21 protein-coding genes and 1 other annotated feature are annotated in these 18,911 nt (G+C 34.3%); of the genes, 13 read left to right on the forward strand and 8 right to left on the reverse strand.

All coding sequences use genetic code 11. The annotated features are described in order from the left end of the window. Positions 1-52 precede the first annotated feature (52 nt). Positions 53-583: a tyrosine-type recombinase/integrase gene (locus A6J74_RS09500; RefSeq protein WP_000806240.1), complete on the forward strand. Its 531-nt coding sequence runs from the start codon at positions 53-55 to the stop codon at positions 581-583. A 125-nt stretch (positions 584-708) separates the two neighbouring features. Then, positions 709-903 carry a DUF3924 domain-containing protein gene (locus tag A6J74_RS09505; protein ID WP_001094863.1) on the forward strand — a complete coding sequence of 65 codons (195 nt, stop codon included), beginning with the start codon at positions 709-711 and terminating at the stop codon, positions 901-903. Positions 904-1,114: 211 nt separating this feature from the next. Here A6J74_RS09505 and A6J74_RS09510 read toward each other — a convergent pair whose 3' ends face one another. Continuing rightward, complete coding sequence (locus A6J74_RS09510) at positions 1,115-1,963, reverse strand: DUF72 domain-containing protein (protein ID WP_000465099.1); 849 nt, start codon at positions 1,961-1,963, stop codon at positions 1,115-1,117. A gap of 160 nt (positions 1,964-2,123) precedes the next feature. Here A6J74_RS09510 and A6J74_RS09515 point away from each other — a divergent pair, with 160 nt between their 5' ends. The 4 genes from A6J74_RS09515 to A6J74_RS09525 all read left to right on the forward strand — a co-directional run bounded on the left by A6J74_RS09515 (position 2,124) and on the right by A6J74_RS09525 (position 5,189). After that, positions 2,124-3,395, forward strand: a complete 1,272-nt coding sequence (locus tag A6J74_RS09515) for an ATP-binding protein (RefSeq protein WP_000938020.1) — start codon at positions 2,124-2,126, stop codon at positions 3,393-3,395. A 220-nt stretch (positions 3,396-3,615) separates the two neighbouring features. After that, positions 3,616-3,990: a collagen-like repeat preface domain-containing protein gene (locus A6J74_RS30660; protein ID WP_002109541.1), complete on the forward strand. Its 375-nt coding sequence runs from the start codon at positions 3,616-3,618 to the stop codon at positions 3,988-3,990. A gap of 88 nt (positions 3,991-4,078) precedes the next feature. Beyond that, positions 4,079-4,564, forward strand: a complete 486-nt coding sequence (locus A6J74_RS30665; RefSeq protein ID WP_370114585.1) for a Gly-Xaa-Xaa repeat protein — start codon at positions 4,079-4,081, stop codon at positions 4,562-4,564. A 196-nt stretch (positions 4,565-4,760) separates the two neighbouring features. Continuing rightward, entirely contained in the window at positions 4,761-5,189 is a 429-nt protein-coding gene (locus A6J74_RS09525; protein WP_001265580.1) for a hypothetical protein, read from the forward strand. A gap of 123 nt (positions 5,190-5,312) precedes the next feature. Here the strand turns inward: A6J74_RS09525 and A6J74_RS09530 are convergent, their stop codons facing one another. Then, entirely contained in the window at positions 5,313-7,355 is a 2,043-nt protein-coding gene (locus tag A6J74_RS09530; protein ID WP_000769258.1) for a transglycosylase domain-containing protein, read from the reverse strand. A gap of 312 nt (positions 7,356-7,667) precedes the next feature. Between A6J74_RS09530 and A6J74_RS09535 the strand changes: the two genes are divergently transcribed. The 3 genes from A6J74_RS09535 to A6J74_RS09545 all read left to right on the forward strand — a co-directional run bounded on the left by A6J74_RS09535 (position 7,668) and on the right by A6J74_RS09545 (position 10,216). Further along, entirely contained in the window at positions 7,668-8,288 is a 621-nt protein-coding gene (locus A6J74_RS09535; protein ID WP_000231444.1) for a DUF47 domain-containing protein, read from the forward strand. 11 nt (positions 8,289-8,299) lie between these two features. Further along, positions 8,300-9,298, forward strand: a complete 999-nt coding sequence (locus A6J74_RS09540) for an inorganic phosphate transporter (RefSeq protein WP_000380277.1) — start codon at positions 8,300-8,302, stop codon at positions 9,296-9,298. 117 nt (positions 9,299-9,415) lie between these two features. After that, on the forward strand, positions 9,416-10,216 hold the full coding sequence (locus tag A6J74_RS09545) for a sulfite exporter TauE/SafE family protein (protein WP_000455753.1): 801 nt from the start codon (positions 9,416-9,418) through the stop codon (positions 10,214-10,216). A gap of 291 nt (positions 10,217-10,507) precedes the next feature. Here the strand turns inward: A6J74_RS09545 and A6J74_RS09550 are convergent, their stop codons facing one another. Further along, the gene (locus A6J74_RS09550) at positions 10,508-10,735 is read right to left on the reverse strand and encodes a hypothetical protein (protein ID WP_000883004.1); all 228 of its coding nucleotides are present in this window, start codon (positions 10,733-10,735) and stop codon (positions 10,508-10,510) included. A gap of 170 nt (positions 10,736-10,905) precedes the next feature. Between A6J74_RS09550 and A6J74_RS09555 the strand changes: the two genes are divergently transcribed. Further along, positions 10,906-11,418, forward strand: a complete 513-nt coding sequence (locus A6J74_RS09555) for a Crp/Fnr family transcriptional regulator (RefSeq protein ID WP_000600584.1) — start codon at positions 10,906-10,908, stop codon at positions 11,416-11,418. Between the two features lie 30 nt (positions 11,419-11,448). Here A6J74_RS09555 and hmpA read toward each other — a convergent pair whose 3' ends face one another. From hmpA to A6J74_RS09570, 3 genes are all read right to left on the reverse strand, one after another. Further along, entirely contained in the window at positions 11,449-12,657 is a 1,209-nt protein-coding gene (gene hmpA / locus A6J74_RS09560) for an NO-inducible flavohemoprotein (RefSeq protein ID WP_000947322.1), read from the reverse strand. A gap of 160 nt (positions 12,658-12,817) precedes the next feature. Beyond that, positions 12,818-13,336, reverse strand: a complete 519-nt coding sequence (locus tag A6J74_RS09565; RefSeq protein ID WP_001228785.1) for a hypothetical protein — start codon at positions 13,334-13,336, stop codon at positions 12,818-12,820. A 114-nt stretch (positions 13,337-13,450) separates the two neighbouring features. After that, positions 13,451-14,548 carry a site-2 protease family protein gene (locus tag A6J74_RS09570; RefSeq protein ID WP_001245427.1) on the reverse strand — a complete coding sequence of 366 codons (1,098 nt, stop codon included), beginning with the start codon at positions 14,546-14,548 and terminating at the stop codon, positions 13,451-13,453. A gap of 151 nt (positions 14,549-14,699) precedes the next feature. Here A6J74_RS09570 and A6J74_RS09575 point away from each other — a divergent pair, with 151 nt between their 5' ends. Continuing rightward, positions 14,700-14,897, forward strand: coding sequence for a hypothetical protein (locus A6J74_RS09575; protein WP_000776284.1), 198 nt, complete (start codon positions 14,700-14,702; stop codon positions 14,895-14,897). Positions 14,898-14,967: 70 nt separating this feature from the next. Here the strand turns inward: A6J74_RS09575 and A6J74_RS09580 are convergent, their stop codons facing one another. Further along, entirely contained in the window at positions 14,968-15,819 is an 852-nt protein-coding gene (locus A6J74_RS09580; RefSeq protein WP_000865656.1) for a YhfM domain-containing protein, read from the reverse strand. Between the two features lie 108 nt (positions 15,820-15,927). Between A6J74_RS09580 and A6J74_RS09585 the strand changes: the two genes are divergently transcribed. Then, a complete protein-coding gene (locus tag A6J74_RS09585; RefSeq protein ID WP_000026266.1) occupies positions 15,928-16,704 on the forward strand; it encodes a class I SAM-dependent methyltransferase in 777 nt (258 codons plus the stop codon). A gap of 39 nt (positions 16,705-16,743) precedes the next feature. Here the strand turns inward: A6J74_RS09585 and A6J74_RS09590 are convergent, their stop codons facing one another. Next, positions 16,744-16,953, reverse strand: a complete 210-nt coding sequence (locus tag A6J74_RS09590) for a hypothetical protein (protein WP_000880630.1) — start codon at positions 16,951-16,953, stop codon at positions 16,744-16,746. 272 nt (positions 16,954-17,225) lie between these two features. After that, positions 17,226-17,484: a binding site (T-box leader), on the forward strand. 59 nt (positions 17,485-17,543) lie between these two features. On the opposite strand from A6J74_RS09590, the gene brnQ3 reads away from it, so the two are divergent. After that, complete coding sequence (gene brnQ3, locus A6J74_RS09595) at positions 17,544-18,899, forward strand: branched-chain amino acid transport system II carrier protein BrnQ3 (RefSeq protein WP_001099155.1); 1,356 nt, start codon at positions 17,544-17,546, stop codon at positions 18,897-18,899. The last annotated feature ends 12 nt before the right edge of the window (positions 18,900-18,911 follow it).

Genomic DNA, 18,911 nt, shown 5'->3' on the forward strand with positions numbered 1-18,911 from the left:
AGAAACAAGTTAATCCTTTCCTTTACACATATAAAAGAGGAGAGTGCGTGAAATGAAACAAGCAGGACAACCTATTCAAAGTGAAAAACAATTAGAAACTATCAAAAATATACTTTTACAATCTTCGAAACGTGATGGCTTATTATTCGTATTAGCCGTAAATTCTGGCTTAAAAGTAAGCGAAATCTTACAATTAAAAGTTAGCGATGTCATCGATGAAAACGAAAATGTTCGCCATTCCATTTTATTTTACAATGAAAAAGTAAAGAAACATAAATGGTTTGCTGTAAATGAAGACTTACAGCACGCAATCGAAGACTACATGAAAGAACGTAAAACTTGGAAACGCAATGAGCCATTATTAAAGTCTCAAAAAGGAACAAAATCTATTACGAGACAACATGCATGGTACATTTTAAACAAAGCTGCAAAAGAAGTTGGATTAGAAGGGATTAGCTCACATACACTTCGAAAAACTTGGGGCTATTGTGCATACAAATCAGGTGTTGACATTGCATTTTTACAACACTTCTTTGATCATAGTACTCCATCAAAAACTTTAAAGTATATCGGTATCGCTTAATACCTCTTATACATAAAAAAGGTTACCATTTAAAAAATGGTAACCTTTTTTATGTTTCATATTCTCTTTTCTTTTCTTGTCTCTCTTATATTGTAGTGGTACTCTAATAATAAGGGGGAGAAATTATGAACACACTTACAATTGAATTACCGCAAGAAACGGCTGAAAAACTCGATTTATTAAAACAAGCTTATGAAAAGAAAACAGGTGCTAGCATTTCTGAGAGCACTCTCGTTCAAACACTTATCTCAAAAGAATTTATCCAAGCGATAACTCCTTTTGATTTACAACAATTTATTAACGGAAAAGAACAGCATTAATGCTGTTCTTTTTTTATTGCTATTTAAAATACAAAAAAATTTTACTTATTTTCCGAAAAATCATTGACAATGATAATGATAACCATTATCATTTATTATGAAGCCAACAATTGATGAATCAACCAAACGCTCAGTAACATTGTTACCCCTCTTTTTCATATAGAAAGGCACTGTACATTCCCCCTGTTTGTACAGTGCCTTTCTTGTTTTATCATCGTTCAAATAAATTTAATTGCTCAGGCTTTGGCTCACCATATGTAATGTTCATCATTTTCATAAGTTGTTTCGCATTATCCGCTGCATCCCCGCCCGAATTATTATTAAATAATACGTATATGTCCTTTGTCTTCTTTTTTAGTTGCTCTAGTCGTTCTACCCATTCTTCCAATTCTTTATTGTTGTAGCGATATAAACAGCGAACCGCCCTCCAATTTTCCCCTTTATCCAGCCAGCCATGAACGTTTCGACCATGAAAGCGGATTAATGTTATATCCGAATCCGTCGCCTCTAATACGAGTGGAACCGAACCAATTCCCGCTTGCGGTTCATCACAAATTGTATGAATCCATTTTTCTTTCTCTAAAAATTGTAGCGTTTTATCTCTCATTTCTGGATAAAACCATGTTTGATTTCGAAACTCTATCGCACACGGTAAACCTTCCATTTTCTCTTTCGTATATCGAAGGAAATCTACATTTTTCTTTTTGCAATCAAACCATGGTGGATATTGAAATAAAATTATTTTTAATTTATTCGCTTCTATTAAAGGAAGAATCGATTGTTTATACACATCAAACATCTCATCAAACGTAGAAAAAGGAGTTTCTCCTTTCATATGCCCTGTCATTCCTTGATACGCTTTTACGACAAAAGAAAAGTCTGTCGGTGTTTCCATCGCCCATTTCGTATAATTTCGTGCCGGTTGCATCGCATAAAATGAACTATCCACTTCGACAATAGGAAAATGTTCACTGTATGTTCGTAATTTATTTTTATTTTCATAGGGATCTATATATAAAGAATCATGATCTCCCCACCCTGTCACTCCAATGAAAAACAATCATATTCCTCCCTTTCAGTTTTCATCTTATATTCATTCTACTGATTTCCCAATCATCTTGGACAATCAAATTCATTAAGTAACTCTTTCTTTAAGAGTATCCGTATAAAAATATGATATACTAAATGGAAGAATTTTTAAATTGAGGGGTTATTTATTTATGCTTCCAACCGATGATATTTTATCTCATGAAAAACGAATAGAAGAACTAGAAAATAAAGTACGTTTTTATGAAGAACTTGTGAATCAATTGCCGCATCATTTCACATATAAAAATCCACATATTGGTTTGCAAATAAAGAAAACAAGAACAAATCATTCCATTCAAAACATACGAAAAGAGAATAAAGAAGCTGATTTTCAACTTACTTGCGATTCATTATTTTTATTTGAACAACTTGAAAAACACTTTGTTCATATTTTTGATGCTTTTTCACATCATGTAACCTTTATTGATAATAAGGGGAATATTACATTATGTAATCAAGCTGCTGCAGATGATTTTGTTGTAATACGAAACGAAATAATTGGAAAGCCAATTCAACAATTACTTAACTTACCTGAAGAAAAAATTAAAGCTATTGAAACCTTAAAAACAGGAACCGAAATATATAATGAAGAGGTTTTAGACAAAAACTATGGCATTATTAATAATCGAATTATTCGCGATTATAATGGAGAGATTTTTAGAGTTATTAGCGTTTTTCATTATTTAAACACAGAACGTGATGCAGAGAAATTTTCATTAGCAGGACGAATTGCCGCCGGGATTGCACATGAAGTACGCAACCCACTTACAACAGTACGGGGATACTTACAGTTTTTACAAGAGAGTGTATCTCCATCCAATAAAGAATTATTTAAACACTTACTTATTCCTGAATTAGATCGTGCAAATAGTATTATTACAAAATTTTTATCTATATCGAAAACACGCGAATTTAAAAGAGAACCGTTTCCCATCAATATATTTTTACGTGAATATATTCAACAGCTACTAGCAAGTGAGGTCTTTTTGCATAACATTTCAATTGATTATAATTTTTCTAATGAATTAGATGATATTTTAGTCCATATTGATCGCCATGAACTTGTTCAAGTGTTTTTAAACCTATTTCAAAACGCCGTTGATGCTCAAGGTGAAAAACCTCTTTCTATTCAAATCACTAGTTATCGCCTAGATAACTTCGTTCGGATTACTTTCACAGATAATGGAACTGGTATTCCTCCAGCTATTCAAGAATATATCTTTGATCCATTCTTCTCAACAAAAGATTCAGGAACAGGACTGGGCCTATCAGTAACAAAGAAAATTATTCAAAATCATAACGGCACATTAAAAATGACTAGTAATCAAGCTGGTACAACTTTCACTATTTCTATTCCAACTTTATCTAAAACAAACCATGAAAGAATGAATGAATACAAATGAGGTATTCCTCCACAAACCGCATGCCAATTGTTAGATACTCTCAACAATTGACATGCTTTTTTATGTTGAACTAATCTTCTTTAATTTCTATAAATCTTTCTCCATAACTTAATTGTTTTTGCTTGGTAGGCAAACTTCTTATTTTTTTAGAAATAGTAGTTTGTCCATCACGAATTTAGTATAAATCTCATCTTAATATATAGTAACGACTATTGATTCTATGAAAGAAAGGAATGAAAAGATAAACAATATAAATAAAGGAAAAGTATTTTATGGTAATGATTGTTGCGAAGTAAGAGCTTGCAGTCATATTAATATCTCTAAGTCCGAACTGAAAGAGTTTGTTAGACTTCTTCAAGCACTTGGTCAAGCTATTCAAGCTGTCTTTCAAACCCCTTCTCAAAATAATATAGATAATCTAATTGATGCCCTAAATAATCTACAAAAGTTCCTCAATTGCTTAGATTTATCTCCGGCACAAAAACAAATCGGAAATTCTATTATCACTAATCTATTAACTATTTTAAGAACAACACCTTTCTCATGCGGAGCATTGTACGTTGAGCTACAAAACTTGCTAAGTTATTTAAAGTAGATTGTTGTACTATCGACAAATTAGTTAAACTCATAACAGAGATCCAAACTATTCCTAGTTCAATACGGATCAGATTGCCTTGGAGGAGGTGATAGTAGGACTCAAGGGGCTTAACTGGTGTCCAAGGACCGGCGGGCGCTCAAGGTGCTACTGGTGCGACAGTCCAGCGGGTACTCCAATTCCTGTAACTATCGCGTCCATCGGAAACTCCAACGCACAAACTATATCTCCTGGAACAAACATCCAATTTAATCAAGTTTTTGAAATAAATACTATCACTTTTAATGACACTTCAGACACTTTAACAGTTTTAGAAACAGGCGTATATGATATTAATTTCTCAGCGTCTACAACTTTCCCAGGCTCTTCACCGTTTGGGTTCGGTATTTCCTTCAATGGTCAACCACCTACTCGTAATTTTTCAACTAACGTTATCAGTAGTGCTGTTTCTTTCTCTACAATCGTTACTTTACAAACTGGTACAACAATCGCTGTACAACCTACAGCAAATACTATTTCTATTCCTAACACAGGTGATACAACAGCAACACTATCTGTTTTCCGAATTTACTAATTTCACTAAATAAGCGTATTTATAATAATATGCATCATTTGACTGTAAATTAAATTTCTCTTTTTATATAGAACGGGGCACTTATTTGGGAGGATAAGTGCTCCTTCTTTACGTTTCTTTACCTCAAATTTACTCTATCTTAATCCTCATTTTGTATGATAAATAGTGAAGTCAAAGATATGAAAGAGGGATGAAAATGAGAGTTATGTCACTGATACGCATCTGGGTTGCTTTTATGGTATGCATTATTTTATGTGTAGGATTTTTTTTAACTCTAAAATATTCCACTATATCAAAAGCAGAGAGAAAAACAGTTCCATACAAGCTTTTGTATACAAAACAAAGTAACATCCCTTATTCCAATGCAGCAAATAATGAAAAAAAGGTTATAAAAGGAATGCTTATTACGAAAGCTTCTAGTTACGAAACGCTACTTCAAATTGCTGAAACGATTAAAGATCAGTATATAAATAAAGAAATTGATGAAATCACGCTTTCTATCCATAATGAAAATAATGGTAGTTATGAAGAAGAATTACCTTACGAACCTATTAGTAAAGGCAAAATCATTATCACATATGATTCTCAATCCTCTGGCAGTACGAACATTATACTAAACGAGTAATATCATTTCCCAATTGGTATGGGCTAATCATTAGCGGTGAATAAACATCCCTTAATGATTGAAGTTTCACTTTATTTTTCATACGAAAAAGAGGCGGATTTCGTTATTCGCCTCTTTCTTCTTTTACCAAAGTGATGGAATCCACTCTTTCACTTTATCAAACCACTCTTGCTGCTCTTGTTTTCTTTGTTGTTCCTGTTCTTTCCTTCTCTTCTCTTCTTCTTTTCTTCGTTTTTCCTCTTCGATTGTTTGCAATTGTTTTTTGTAGTCAGCCTCTGGTATTAGTGATAACTGGAATGCTTTTTGAGCTGGATTTGCATTTGCTTTTTTCATGATATCCCGGAACATCGTCGTCGTAATTTGACTCCCTCCTGGAACATAATGCTCGCTATCTGTTTTATCATATCCTACCCAAATCGCACCTACTAAATCTGGCGTATATCCAACAAACCATGAATCCTTTGCACCATTGCTTGGACCATTTACAATTTGAGTAGTACCTGTCTTACCCGCCGTATCAACATTATTAACTTTCGCTTTTTCACCTGTTCCCTTTTCGACAACACCTTTTAATAAATATGTCATCTTTTGAGCAATTTTTTCACTCGTCACCCGCGTCTCTTTCTTATACCATTTCCCAATCGTTTCACCTTCAGCGTTTTGAATTTCTCTAATTGCATGAGCCTCCACTTGAACACCATCATTTGCAAATGTACTATATGCTTGGGCCATTACAAATGGAGATGTACCTACATGCATTCCGCCTAAAGCAATCGGATACGTACGATCTTCTGGCACTATTGGAATACCAAATCTCTCTAAAGATTTCAATCCTTTATCTAATCCTATTTGTTCTAACAGCCAAACTGCTGAAACATTATACGACTTTGCCACCGCTTCATACATTGTCACATTACCATGGAAGGTAAGATCACTATTTTTCGGTTCGTATTCTTTAATACTAAATGGTTCATCTTTTAATATATCGTATACTTCATACCCTTGTTCTAACGCTGGTACATATACAGCAAGAGGCTTTAACGTTGAACCTGGTTGCCTTTTTAATTGAGTAGCATGGTTAAATTGTAAAAACTGATACGGCCCTCTGCCTCCAACTAAAGCTGGAACACCACCAGTTTTTGGATTCACAAGGACCACTCCTGTTTGCATGAGCTGATCTGAACCACTATCTTTAAAATAGTTATCATTATTCACAACATCTTCTACAGCCTGTTGTTTTTTCGAATCAAGCTCTGTATAAATACGATAACCACCTGCTAAAATCTCATTTTGTGTTAATTCGTACTTGTCCATTGCTTCTCTAACAATATAGTCTACATATTGAGAATATTTACCTTTGTATTTATCATCAACACCACGTTTTAATACAAGACCGGACTCTTTTTCTTTATTGTACTGTTCTTCAGAAATATACCCTTGCTCTTTCATTAAACTTAGTACGACATTACGTCGTTCAATTGATTTATTAAAGTTTTTATAAGGCGAATACGCAGACGGCGCTTTAATCAAGCCCGCAATCGTTGCAGCTTCTGAAATTGATAAATCTTTTACATCTTTATCAAAATAAGATTTAGCTGCTCTTTTTATACCCCAAGCCCCTTCACCAAAATAAATTTGATTCATATACATTTCAATAATTTCATCTTTTGTATAAGTACGTTCTATTTTTTTAGTTAGAAAATATTCTTTTATTTTACGTGAGAACGTGCGGTCTTGTGTCAAAAATACATTTTTCGCAAGTTGTTGTGTAATTGTACTTCCCCCTGCTACAACTTCTCCTGCTGTAATATTTTTAAAAACCGCACTTATAATTCCACTATAGTAAATACCGTGATGGTTAAAAAACTCCTTATCTTCTACTGCAACAATTGCCTGAACCATAATGTTAGGAATATCTTTCCTTTTTACGCCTTCTGTTTTAGAAGAAGCCAATTTAGTCGCAACTTCATTGTTTGCATCATAAATTAAAGTCGGTTGCGGAACAGCTTGTTTTAATTCAGATATGTCTTGAATGGAAATTATTATATTTATAGCAATAAATAGAGTAACGAGTAAACTGCCCAATACGATTAATGAATTGCGTAGTTTCTTCCTCTTATTGAACCACTCAAGCGTTTTTTTAAAGTGAGTGTTCTTCAATTTCATTCGTTCACTTCCTTCGTTTGTTTACACTCTTCTTTTCAAAAGGAAGAATATACCTCCTTTTAAATTTAATATAATAACGTAGTCCTTCCTATAGTGTAAAGCTTTTCTTTCACATTCATACTTTTTGCAAGAAAAGGACATTCTACAAGTAAGATATTCAATATCGATTATTAATATTATTAATACAACAATGAGAGTTATGTTAAGTTTTTGTAAACTTTTCGATAAAATGTTTTAAAAAACGACAGTTTTTTGTTAGAATTGACTAGCCAATATATTTTACATATATTACTTTTGTGGGGGTAACTAATAATGGTCTTTAAATCAAAAAAAGATAAATTTTCTGAAATGTTAATGAATGTTTCTGAAAATTTAAAAGAAGGCGCGCAATTTTTCGTGGAGTATAAAATTAAAAATGCTAGCGATTTAAAAGAGTTTTCTATGCGCATGAAAGAATATGAGTCAAAAGGTGACTCATTTATTCACGAAATCATTATGGAGCTAAACAAAGCGTTTATTACTCCTATTGAACGTGAGGACATCCTACAACTTGCAATGAGTATGGATGATGTATTAGACGGATTAGATCACGGTGCTGGTCTGTTCGAAATGTATTCTATTACAGAAGCTGATGAATACATGATTAAATTCGTAGAAGCAATTAATCAATGTGCAATTGAAATTGCAAACTCTGTTGAACTACTGTCTAAAAAGAAGTTGGTCGACATTCGTACGAACGCGATTAAGATTAAGGATTACGAATCACAATGCGATGATATTCGTCGTCATGCGATTAAACACTTATTCTCTCGTGAAAAAGATCCGATTAAGATTATTCAATACAAAGAGATTTACGAAGAGCTTGAAGAAGTAGCTGATAGCTGCCAAAGCGTTGCAAACGTATTAGAAACAATTATTATGAAGAACGCGTAAGGAGTTTGATCATGGATACACTCTTGATACTGACCGTTTTAGTAGTCATTTGCGCTTTAGCTTTTGACTTTATCAATGGATTTCACGATACAGCAAACGCTATTGCAACGGCTGTTTCAACGAAAGCTCTAAAGCCTAGACATGCAATTATTATGGCAGCTATTATGAACTTTTTAGGTGCAATGACATTTACAGGTGTAGCAAAAACGATTACAAAAGATATCGTTGACCCATTTGCTTTACAAAATGGTTCTCTTGTAATTTTAGCTGCTTTACTTGCGGCGATAGCTTGGAACTTAATTACTTGGTACTACGGTATCCCAAGTAGTTCTTCGCATGCAATTATTGGCTCAATCGCAGGTGCAGCTATTGCTGCTGCTGGTATTAGTTCATTAAACCTTAAAGGATTCATTAAAATTCTTGAAGCTTTAATCATTTCACCGATTATCGCTTTTGTTATTGGTTATATCGTATACAGTATTTTTAAAGTGGTCTTTAAAAACTTTAACTTAACGAAAACGAATAAAAACTTCCGTATATTCCAGATTTTCACTGCTGCATTACAAGCTTATACACATGGTACAAATGATGCACAAAAAGCAATGGGAATCATTACGATGGCTCTTATGGCCAATAACTATCATACTTCTAGCGACATCCCGTTCTGGGTACAATTATCTTGTGCAATTGCAATGGGTCTTGGTACTTCTGTCGGTGGATGGAAAATTATTAAAACTGTCGGTGGACAAATTATGAAAATTCGTCCTGTAAATGGTGTAGCTGCTGATTTATCATCATCACTTGTTATTTTCGGTGCAACATTCATTCACTTGCCAGTTAGTACAACGCACGTTATCTCTTCTTCTATTTTAGGGGTTGGTGCTTCTCATCGTGTGAAAGGTGTAAAATGGGGAACTGCAAAACGCATGTTAATTACTTGGGTTATTACACTTCCTATTTCAGCTTCATTAGCTGCGTTATTTTACTACTTATTACACTTAATCTTTTAATCAAAAGTCGTCTTCCTTATTTTTCTAGGAAGACGACTTTTTTGTGAACAAGCCTATTTCTTATTAAAAAGCGTGTATAATAATTGATGGACAAGTTATATAGAGGAGTTGGCAATTTTGGAATACATCATGTTACTTTTCATCGGATTAATCGCCGGGACCGTCGGGAGCCTAGTTGGGCTTGGGGGCGGAATTATTATCGTTCCGTTATTAATTGGATTACACAGTTTATCACCACAACTCGCAGTAGGAACTTCTATGGTAACAGTCGTTTTTACAGGACTGGCTTCCACCCTTACGTATATGAAGCATAAACGGGTGGATTATAAAAGTGGACTTATTTTATTTATCGGGAGTGGCCCTGGTGGTATTATCGGATCATGGGCAAATAAATTTTTAAACCAAGATACATTTTCTTTATATTTTGGGATTTTCCTTATTTTAGTCTCCATTCTTCTTATGCTACGAGACAAATTAAAACCTCTTTCCTTATCAAATATGTCTGTCATTAAGCGGTCTTTTACAGATAACAAAGGAAATACTGTACACTATCAATTCCCACCGTTTCTTGCTATCTTTATCGCCTTTATAGTTGGGTTTATATCTGGATTATTTGGAATTGGTGGCGGTGCCTTACTTGTTCCAGCGATGATGCTTCTTTTTGCATTCCCAGCACACATTGCTGTGGCAACTTCGATGTTTATCGTATTTTTATCAGCAATTGTAAGTTCTGCAACTCACATCTCTCTTGGAAATGTTAGCTGGACTTATGCATTAATTCTTATTCCTGGTGCATGGATTGGCGGAAAAATCGGGGCTTATATTAATACAAAATTAAGCGGTAATGCCGTAATTAATTTATTACGTATCACATTAATAATTCTTGGAACTAGATTAATCATTACTTCACTTTTATAACGCGTTCTTTCTAGAATGCGTTTTTTTATACACATGAATATAAAAAAGCTCCTAGGAGAACAAATAAAACTAAACAAACACTTAATAGCATAAAATTTGAAATATGTACCTTCTTCAAGTTGATCACTCCTATAGCTGCGACTGTTATCTTTATGATAGCGAAAAAACAGTTCGCATGCAGTTACAAAGTGCTAACAATGCAAAATCATTTATTACAAATTTTATCCTTTTATTTCATTTCCTTGTATAATCTATCGATTCAATAAAAAAAGATGTCATATTGACATCTTTTTAGTGAAGAAGTGACCATCCCATAAAGTCTTCATGTACTTGGCACGCCCTCTTATCGTTTCGATCATATAATTCAGCATAACTATCTGTTTCTTCATCATAGGCCATCGTATAAATAATTTGGCCGTCTATTTCAACGGATAGAACGACTCCACCTTTCATCTCTTCTACATGAATGATAGCATTCGCCGGTATTCTCATATCCGTCATCTTCATCGCATCTAACAATATACTAAACCCCCTACAGCGTATTCATTGCTAGTACTATTACACACTAAATAGTATACTACTGTAATAGCATACATTTCGTCAATGAAATTGCTGTTTAAATAGCATATTGTCTTTATACATATACGCTAAAATAGAAGAACTAGAAATGTTTAAATGGGGGGCTAATATTGATTCTACACAAAGGAGATGTACTATTCCGTCAAGGCGAGGACGGTCCTTTATATTTTATAAAAACAGGTTTATTAAAAGTGGTTCGACTAGAAGAAGACGGAACACCATTTCTATTCAACATTATCGTTCCAGGTGAAACGATACCTCACCATTCTTTAATTTCGCCGAAGGAATATCACGGTACTGCTATTGCTTTAATAAAAACAGAAGTTGAACCGATTACTAGTAGCGAATGGTACGATAGACTTCAAGCAAACCCTAAATCATATGCCGACATCGCTATGCAATTACAATCGAAACTAAGAATGATGCAACAGCGGATTGACCAATTGTCAACCGTCTCTCCGAAAGAACGTCTTCATCGTTTACAAGAGTGGTTCACACTATATTTAGGTGACATTCCTATATATGAAATATTAACGCAAACTGAAATTGGTCAACTGATAGGTATACGCCGTGAAACAGTAAATCGGCTGTTAAGAGAACAAATAAAAAACGAGGTAAAATAATACCTCGTTTTTTGCTTATTCAAACTCACCCTATTGTAAGCTTGCTGCTGGACCAAAAAATTCATAATGAATATGCTCTTGTTTCACACCTAAATCAATTAGTGCAGTATTTATATGCTTCATAAATGGCACTGGACCACAGAAATAAAATTCTGCTTCAGTTGTCGGAATAATAGTTTGTAACCATTCACCTTCAATGAATCCTTCTTTATCAAAGTTTTTTATTTCCAAATCTTTTTCAGTCGGCGCAGAATAGCAAGTGTATGCTTTAACTTGTTCGTATTCATTGTCTACTGCCTTAACGTGTTCTTTCATCGCATGTGTAGTACTATTTATCGCTGCATGAACAAAATATACATTACGTTTTGAGTCTTGTTCAATTAACGTATTTAACATACTCATCATCGGTGTAATACCTACTCCACCACTAATTAGTACAACTGGTAATGTTGAATCCATATTTAATACGAAATCTCCCGCTGGTGCACTTACTGGCAGAATATCTCCTTCCCCTACATGATCATGTAAGTAATTAGATACTTTACCACCTGGTGTATCTACACCTTCTTCTTTTTTTACACTAATACGATAATATTCTTTTCCAGGAGCATCAGATAAGCTATATTGACGATTATGTGTATATGTTTCACCTTCAATATTTATTTGAATTGTTACATATTGTCCTGGGATGAATGAAGAAACTTTCCCGCCATCTTCAGGTTTTAAATAAAATGATGTAATAACGTCACTTTCTTTCACTTTTTTAACAACTACAAAGTTTCGGAAATCTTTCCATCCACCTTCTTTATGTGCAGCCTCTTCATACATCTCTGCTTCAATGCTAATGAATGCATCAGCAATGACTCCATACGCTTCTCCCCATGCATTTAAAATTTCATCAGGTGCACCTGCGACCTCTTTAATCGCTCGTAGTAAACATGTACCCACAATCGGATAATGTTCCGCTTTAATACCTAAACTTCTATGCTTATGACCAATTTGTTTTACAACTGGAATAATTGCTTCTAAATTATCAATGTACATCGCAGCTGCATAAACAGCATTTGCTAACGCTTGTTGTTGTCTTCCCTTTTTCTGATTCGTGTGGTTGAAAATATTCAATAACTCCGGATGTTCCTCAAATAAAATTTGATAAAATCTCGTTGTAATTTCAACGCCTTTTTCTTGTAATAATGGTACTGTTGATTTTACGATTTCAATTGTTTTTGCACTTAACATTGTATCCCACTCCTCTATTTCCTTAACTGTTTTTAGTTTAACTGAATTGTATTATACACATTGTGATTTTAATCACTATTAACACGGTGTTTTTGTGAAAAATATATGAACATTGCACTTACAAAAAGAAAATAAGCCAACTAGAATGCTAGCTAGCTTATTATTTGGACTGTATTGCTTGTTCAATTACCCTTATATCTTTCCCATCTCCAAATTCTGTATACCCCCAGATGTTCGTTTCGCCTCTATATTTATTTACGATAATATCTAAGTCATGGTATACACGATGGGCATAAACTACATACTCAATATTTTGAAGCTCCACACCTTTTTTTACAATTTCATAACTTCTATTTACATCACGTTTGATCTTTTCATTTTTTATTTCTGTATGTATGTTTTTTAAAGATGATTCTTGTTCTTGAAACCATTTCTTTAAATGGTTCCAGTCCCCGTCTGTATAATTCTCTGCCTTACCATAATTTAAGAAATTATTATAACTTTCATGTGTCGTACGAATAAAATCAAGCACTTTTGTCTCTTCTTGTACCGCTTCTATTTGAGCTATTGTATTTACCCCAGCGGGCTTATTCGCATAATGTAATAGCACTTTCATAAGACTATAACTCGCAATGATCATCACGATTATAATGCTGAACACACTTAGCAATTTCCTCATATACAGAACTCCTTTTCTACTATGAATATTACAATAGAGTGTTTCACTTCTATCATTCGCTCGTAGAAATACAATTCCTGTTTAAATTCTTCCTATCATTTCGACACTATTTTTCTACACATTTCGCCTTGGCAAATGCTCCTGTAAAACAATATAACCTTCATAAGCTGTATAACCAAGTATAGCTATTAATCCGATATAACAAGCGAATACTGTCCATTTCGTTTTCGCATCAACTTTATAATAGTTTTCTTTTTGTACTTTTTCTTTTTCCCATTCATTTAATCGTCTTTCCGCTACTTCAAATGCCTCCCTGATGTAAATTGTATACTCGTCTTTTTCATCCTCATATGGAACATAGTCTAGCGGCTCAAACTTCGGCAAAAGATGCTCTAACACTTCCATTCTTTGAAGTTCCCCTGTTTTTAATTCTTTTGCATGCTCTCTTTGTCTTAATACATTCATCTCATGATGCATCATGTATATAGTCCGATGCACAGCACCAGTTTCTTTTAGTTCCTCTTCAAGCTTAGCAACATATTCTTTCATTCCATCAATTCTATAACCTAATTCTTTAATCGGCTCATCTCTCTTTATTACTCTATATAGTTCCATACAGCCGATAATGAAAATAAATCCTCCCAAAATACTTTTAAAGTAAATTGAATAGCCTAGCAATAAAACAAGCCCTGCTCCCCAAATTTTCGTACTTACAACTGAAATAATCCGGCCACCATCTAGCGGTGAAACGGGAATTAAATTAAAGAAATTAATCATACTTCCAAGCAAAATAACAAGTGCCCAAAACGGCTCTTTCGTGATCATATAAAGTGGAATAGCCGGTAAAAATGAAAGTAATCCGAAAAGAGGCCCCATATAAGCAATATACGCTTCATCTTTTGCGTTTTTCGGCATCTCTTTCATTCCAATAAGAGCCCCCATAAATGGAATGAAGATTGCCGGTGATGTAGGTATCCCTTTTCTTCTTGCCGCCCATAAATGACCCATTTCATGAACAAATAACAAATAAACAAGTGCTACTCCAAATTTCCAACCATATATAACTGCGTATGCACCAAGTGATAGAAACATACTAAATACAGTTGAAAACTTTGCTAATTTAAAGATTGCGAATACCCACTTTAGCTTAGATAGTAAAAATAACCCTATTGCAACAATAATTCCCCATAATCCTTTTTTATTATTTCTCATGTCCCTCTCCTTTATTTTATTGAAATGAGCTATATGCACCCATTTCAGTTTATTCTATTCTCTATTATGACACATTTTTTTCTTTTCTTAGAAATAATGTTTATATCATCCATTTTTAGACAAAAATACAAATGAAAGGAGGTAGATACAAATGAAATTACAATCTCTCATTATAGGTGCTCTCTCTTTCTTAGCCTCAACTCTTATTTTTTATACCGTTAGCTACCTATTATTATTAGATTGGTTGCCAAATCACTTATTCATCGCTCTTATGATTCTATCCGCTCTTATGATTTCATTTCTTATTACACGAAAATCCATAAATGAGCCATCTGCAAAAGCAAAGTAATAGAGAGGGGATTCTCTCCCCTCTCTATTATCATTTCCTAGGAAAGTCCATATAGACTTTCCTATTCACTTTATCTTTGTAAATCCATTTTTTCACCATACTCTTTAACAATTTGAATGATATTTTGAAAAACGCCTATTTTTTCTTTTTTATTATTTAATATTTTCAAATCATAATTTTCATAATATGTTTCTAATGCTTTTAATTGTGATAATGAAGCATCTTTTATCGGAACAGTAACATTCAATTCATACTGTTTATACCCCTCCTTTACTTTTTCACCTGAAATCATTTCACTCTCTTTTGCTCCAATTAATTTTTGAACCTTTTCCGGGAAAATCAATTGCAAATAATATTCTTGTTCCTGTGCTAACTTGTTGTAAAGTGATTGCGAAATCGTATAACGTACCTTATAATTCATTTTTTGATCCCCTGCTTTAATATGAAACGCTGTAATCTGCAAATCTTTTTTCGTTACTTCTGTTAAAGGATCAACCTGTATCTCGTCTTCTTTTTGTTCTGGAATCTTTGGAAATATAGACAAAAGTTTTTCCGTATCTTTTTCGTTCAACATGTACATAGCCTTCTTATATTGCAGCCACCCTCGTCGATCTTCTCCTCTTAACCATGCATAATACTTTTCTTTTTTCCCATCTCTACTAATTTGTATTTCATATTCAGGTTCACCAAAGCTACCTGTTATTTCTTGTTTTTCCGCATTATTTATAATATCTATTACGGCCTTAACTTCTGACTCCTGTAACTTTTTCTCTTTATGTTTTTTTTGTATAACAGTTATCCCTATTGTTTCTTCCACTTCATTCACCGTCTCCTCTACTTGTTTCGTTTCTTTCTTTTGTTCTGCTTGACCACACGATGCTAGTAAAATCACACATAAAACCATTACATACTTCACTTTCAACTCAATCCCTCTTTTCTAATAAGAAATCCTTATAACCTTCATATAAGAAACAAAAACATGAGATCATATTAAATAAGCTATACTATACACTGAAGGGAGGATTTTACAATGTCCATTAATTTTCATGATGCAAATAATAAGTACACATATGCAACTAGAAATGCCCATGTTTCTTGGGAGGAAATGATAAAAAACATTACAGATATACAAAACAAACAAATAATTGACATAGGCTGCGGCGGTGGTATTTACACGAAAGAACTTGCTCTTATGGGAGCCAAAAATGTTGTTGGACTTGATTTTTCAAAAGAGATATTACAAGCTGCAAAAGAAAATTGTAGCGGCTTTCCAAACATTTCATTCATTCACGGTGATGCACATAGCATCCCATATCCTGATGAAACATTCGACATAGTTATTTCGCGCGCAGTTATTCATCATTTACAAGACATTCCTACATTTTTACGTGAAGCTTCTCGTATATTAAAGAAAAACGGTGTACTTATTTTACAAGATCGAACCATTGAAGATTGTACAATTCCAGGAAGCCCTGAACACATTCGCGGATATTTTTTCTCGGTATTTCCAAAACTCATTGAAATCGAATCAAAAAGAAGACCAAAAACTGCTACTATACAGCAAGAATTACAAAAGCATTCTCTTCACGTGTTCCCTTCGCAAACACAATGGGAAGTACGAAAAATACACGATTCTGTAGCAGCATTACTACAAGACTTATCTCCTCGAACCGGACGATCCATTCTATACGAATTAACAGATCATGAGCTTGCTCAACTTCTACATCATATCCAAATCGCATTACAAAACATCTCTCCTATTATTGAAAGAGATCGGTGGACAATTTGGAGCGGCAGGAAATTGTAAGGAAGGAAGCCTCACAAATGAATGTGAGGCTTCCTTCTTTCATAATCTAATTTTGCAACACTCTTGATATCCTCCACTTCTGGCCTGTGCACTCCCACACTTCGGACATACTAAATATCTAGACTGATTTGTCAACAAACTACCTTTTTGAAAGAGTAAAACTTCTGCTTGTTTAAACGAACGCGAATAATATAACCACATAAAACCAATTATAGCAATAATGCCAAATAATACTCCCATCGCAAGCATTTCAGTCACCTCTTTTGGTTTGTTCTTTCCAGCAAGTGGATTGTTTTATTATTCTCTGTAAATTCTATTAATACCTTCTTTACTCCTATAAATATCAACTTTCTCTACAAATTTTACAATTCTCTACAACTATTCACTCCCGTTTTACACTTCATCATTTCCTTCACAATAACAAATATCATCTTCGATATTTCCGCATATAAATATATCTTCCAAAAAACATATTGACTTTCAAAAAAAAACATGCAACAATACTGTCAGAATACTTGAACTAAAATTCATTGACGAGAACGAGTACGTTATAAGACTGTTCCCCAGAGAGTTGGCGATTTGCTGAAAGCCAACGTTCAGTGCGTAGCCGAAAATCATCTCCGAGAAGTAGAACCGAATGTTACAGTAAGTTCTTACCGGCTGTCCCCCGTTACAAGGAACACGTATCATGTTGTACGTTGCAAAGCCGTATACATATAGATTTATTTCTACATGTATAAATTAGGGTGGTATCGCGGGTAAATATAACTCGTCCCTTTCTTTAGGGGCGAGTTTTTTGTGTTCTTACAAATGAATTTTAAAAAAGGAGGAAAAAAACAATGAACACTGTATCAAAAAAACATATTTTTTTCACAGGTCTTATGCTATTTTCTTTATTTTTTGGGGCAGGTAATTTAATTTTCCCTCCCATGCTTGGACAAAATGCAGGTGAAAACTTTTGGCCTGCAATGATTGGATTTTTACTAACAGGAGTCGGCTTACCTTTATTAACTGTTATTGCAATTTCTTTATCAGGAAACGGTATGCAACAACTTGCAAGTCATGTTCACCCATTATTCGGAATTTTCTTTACCGTAGTTGTATATATTGCAATCGGTCCATCTATGGGGATTCCGCGCGTCGCTAACGTCGCCTACGAAATGGGTGTTAGTTCTTTCTTACCAGAAACAATTCGCTCTAGTAGCCTAACGTTATTTTTATACACAGTCATCTTCTTTGCTATCGTATTTTGGCTTAGTTTAAATCCATCTAAACTTGTTGACCGTATCGGAAATATATTAACACCTATTTTATTACTCTCTATTTTCTTATTGTTTGTTAAAAGTGTATTTACACCACTTGGGCAATCCGGACAAGCAATGCAAGAATATCAAACTTCCCCAATCTTCAAAGGTTTTATGGAAGGATATTTAACGATGGATACTATTTCAGCACTTGCATTTGGGATTATCGTTGTAAATGCCATTCGCTCTAAAGGTGTGAATGATCGTAAAACCATTGCCATTGCAACAGCAAAAGCAGGATTTATTGCTGCTACCGGACTCGTACTTGTATATGGCGCACTTGGCTGGCTCGGTGCGACTAGCGTCTCTCTCGGATACGCAAAAAATGGTGGACAGCTACTTACTGTTATCGTACAACAACTATTCGGTCCATATGGTCTTCTTCTATTGTCTCTTATCGTTACACTCGCTTGCTTAACGACATGCGTTGGACTCGTATCTGCATGCAGTCAATATTTCGCAACATTATTGACTACATTCTCATATAAAGCATTCGCGAGTATCATTTGCGCATTAGGGTTACTAGTTGCTAACTTAGGTTTAACAAAAATTATCGCCATCTCTGTTCCAATTCTACTTGTTGTATATCCAATTGCGATTGTACTCGTTCTCCTATCTTTACTACATAAATATTTCGGCGGTTATCGATCTGTTTATGTAGGTGCTTTATTCGGGGCAGCAGTTGTGAGCGTATTTGACGGATTAAAACAAGGCGGTATTCCAGTTTCATTTATCACACCCTATTTTGAATTTATCCCTTTATATAATGAAGGAATAGGCTGGCTAGTACCAGCATTAGCCGGAGCTCTTATCGGCCTTACTATCGCTAAGCTAAGCGGTGCGAAAAAAGTTCCCCTACTAACCGAATCCAGCGAAGCAAAAGCATCCTAAAAAAACTCCCGA

The sequence above is a fragment of the Bacillus sp. FDAARGOS_235 genome, assembly GCF_002073415.2.
GTDB classification, from domain to species: Bacteria; Bacillota; Bacilli; order Bacillales; family Bacillaceae_G; genus Bacillus_A; species Bacillus_A toyonensis.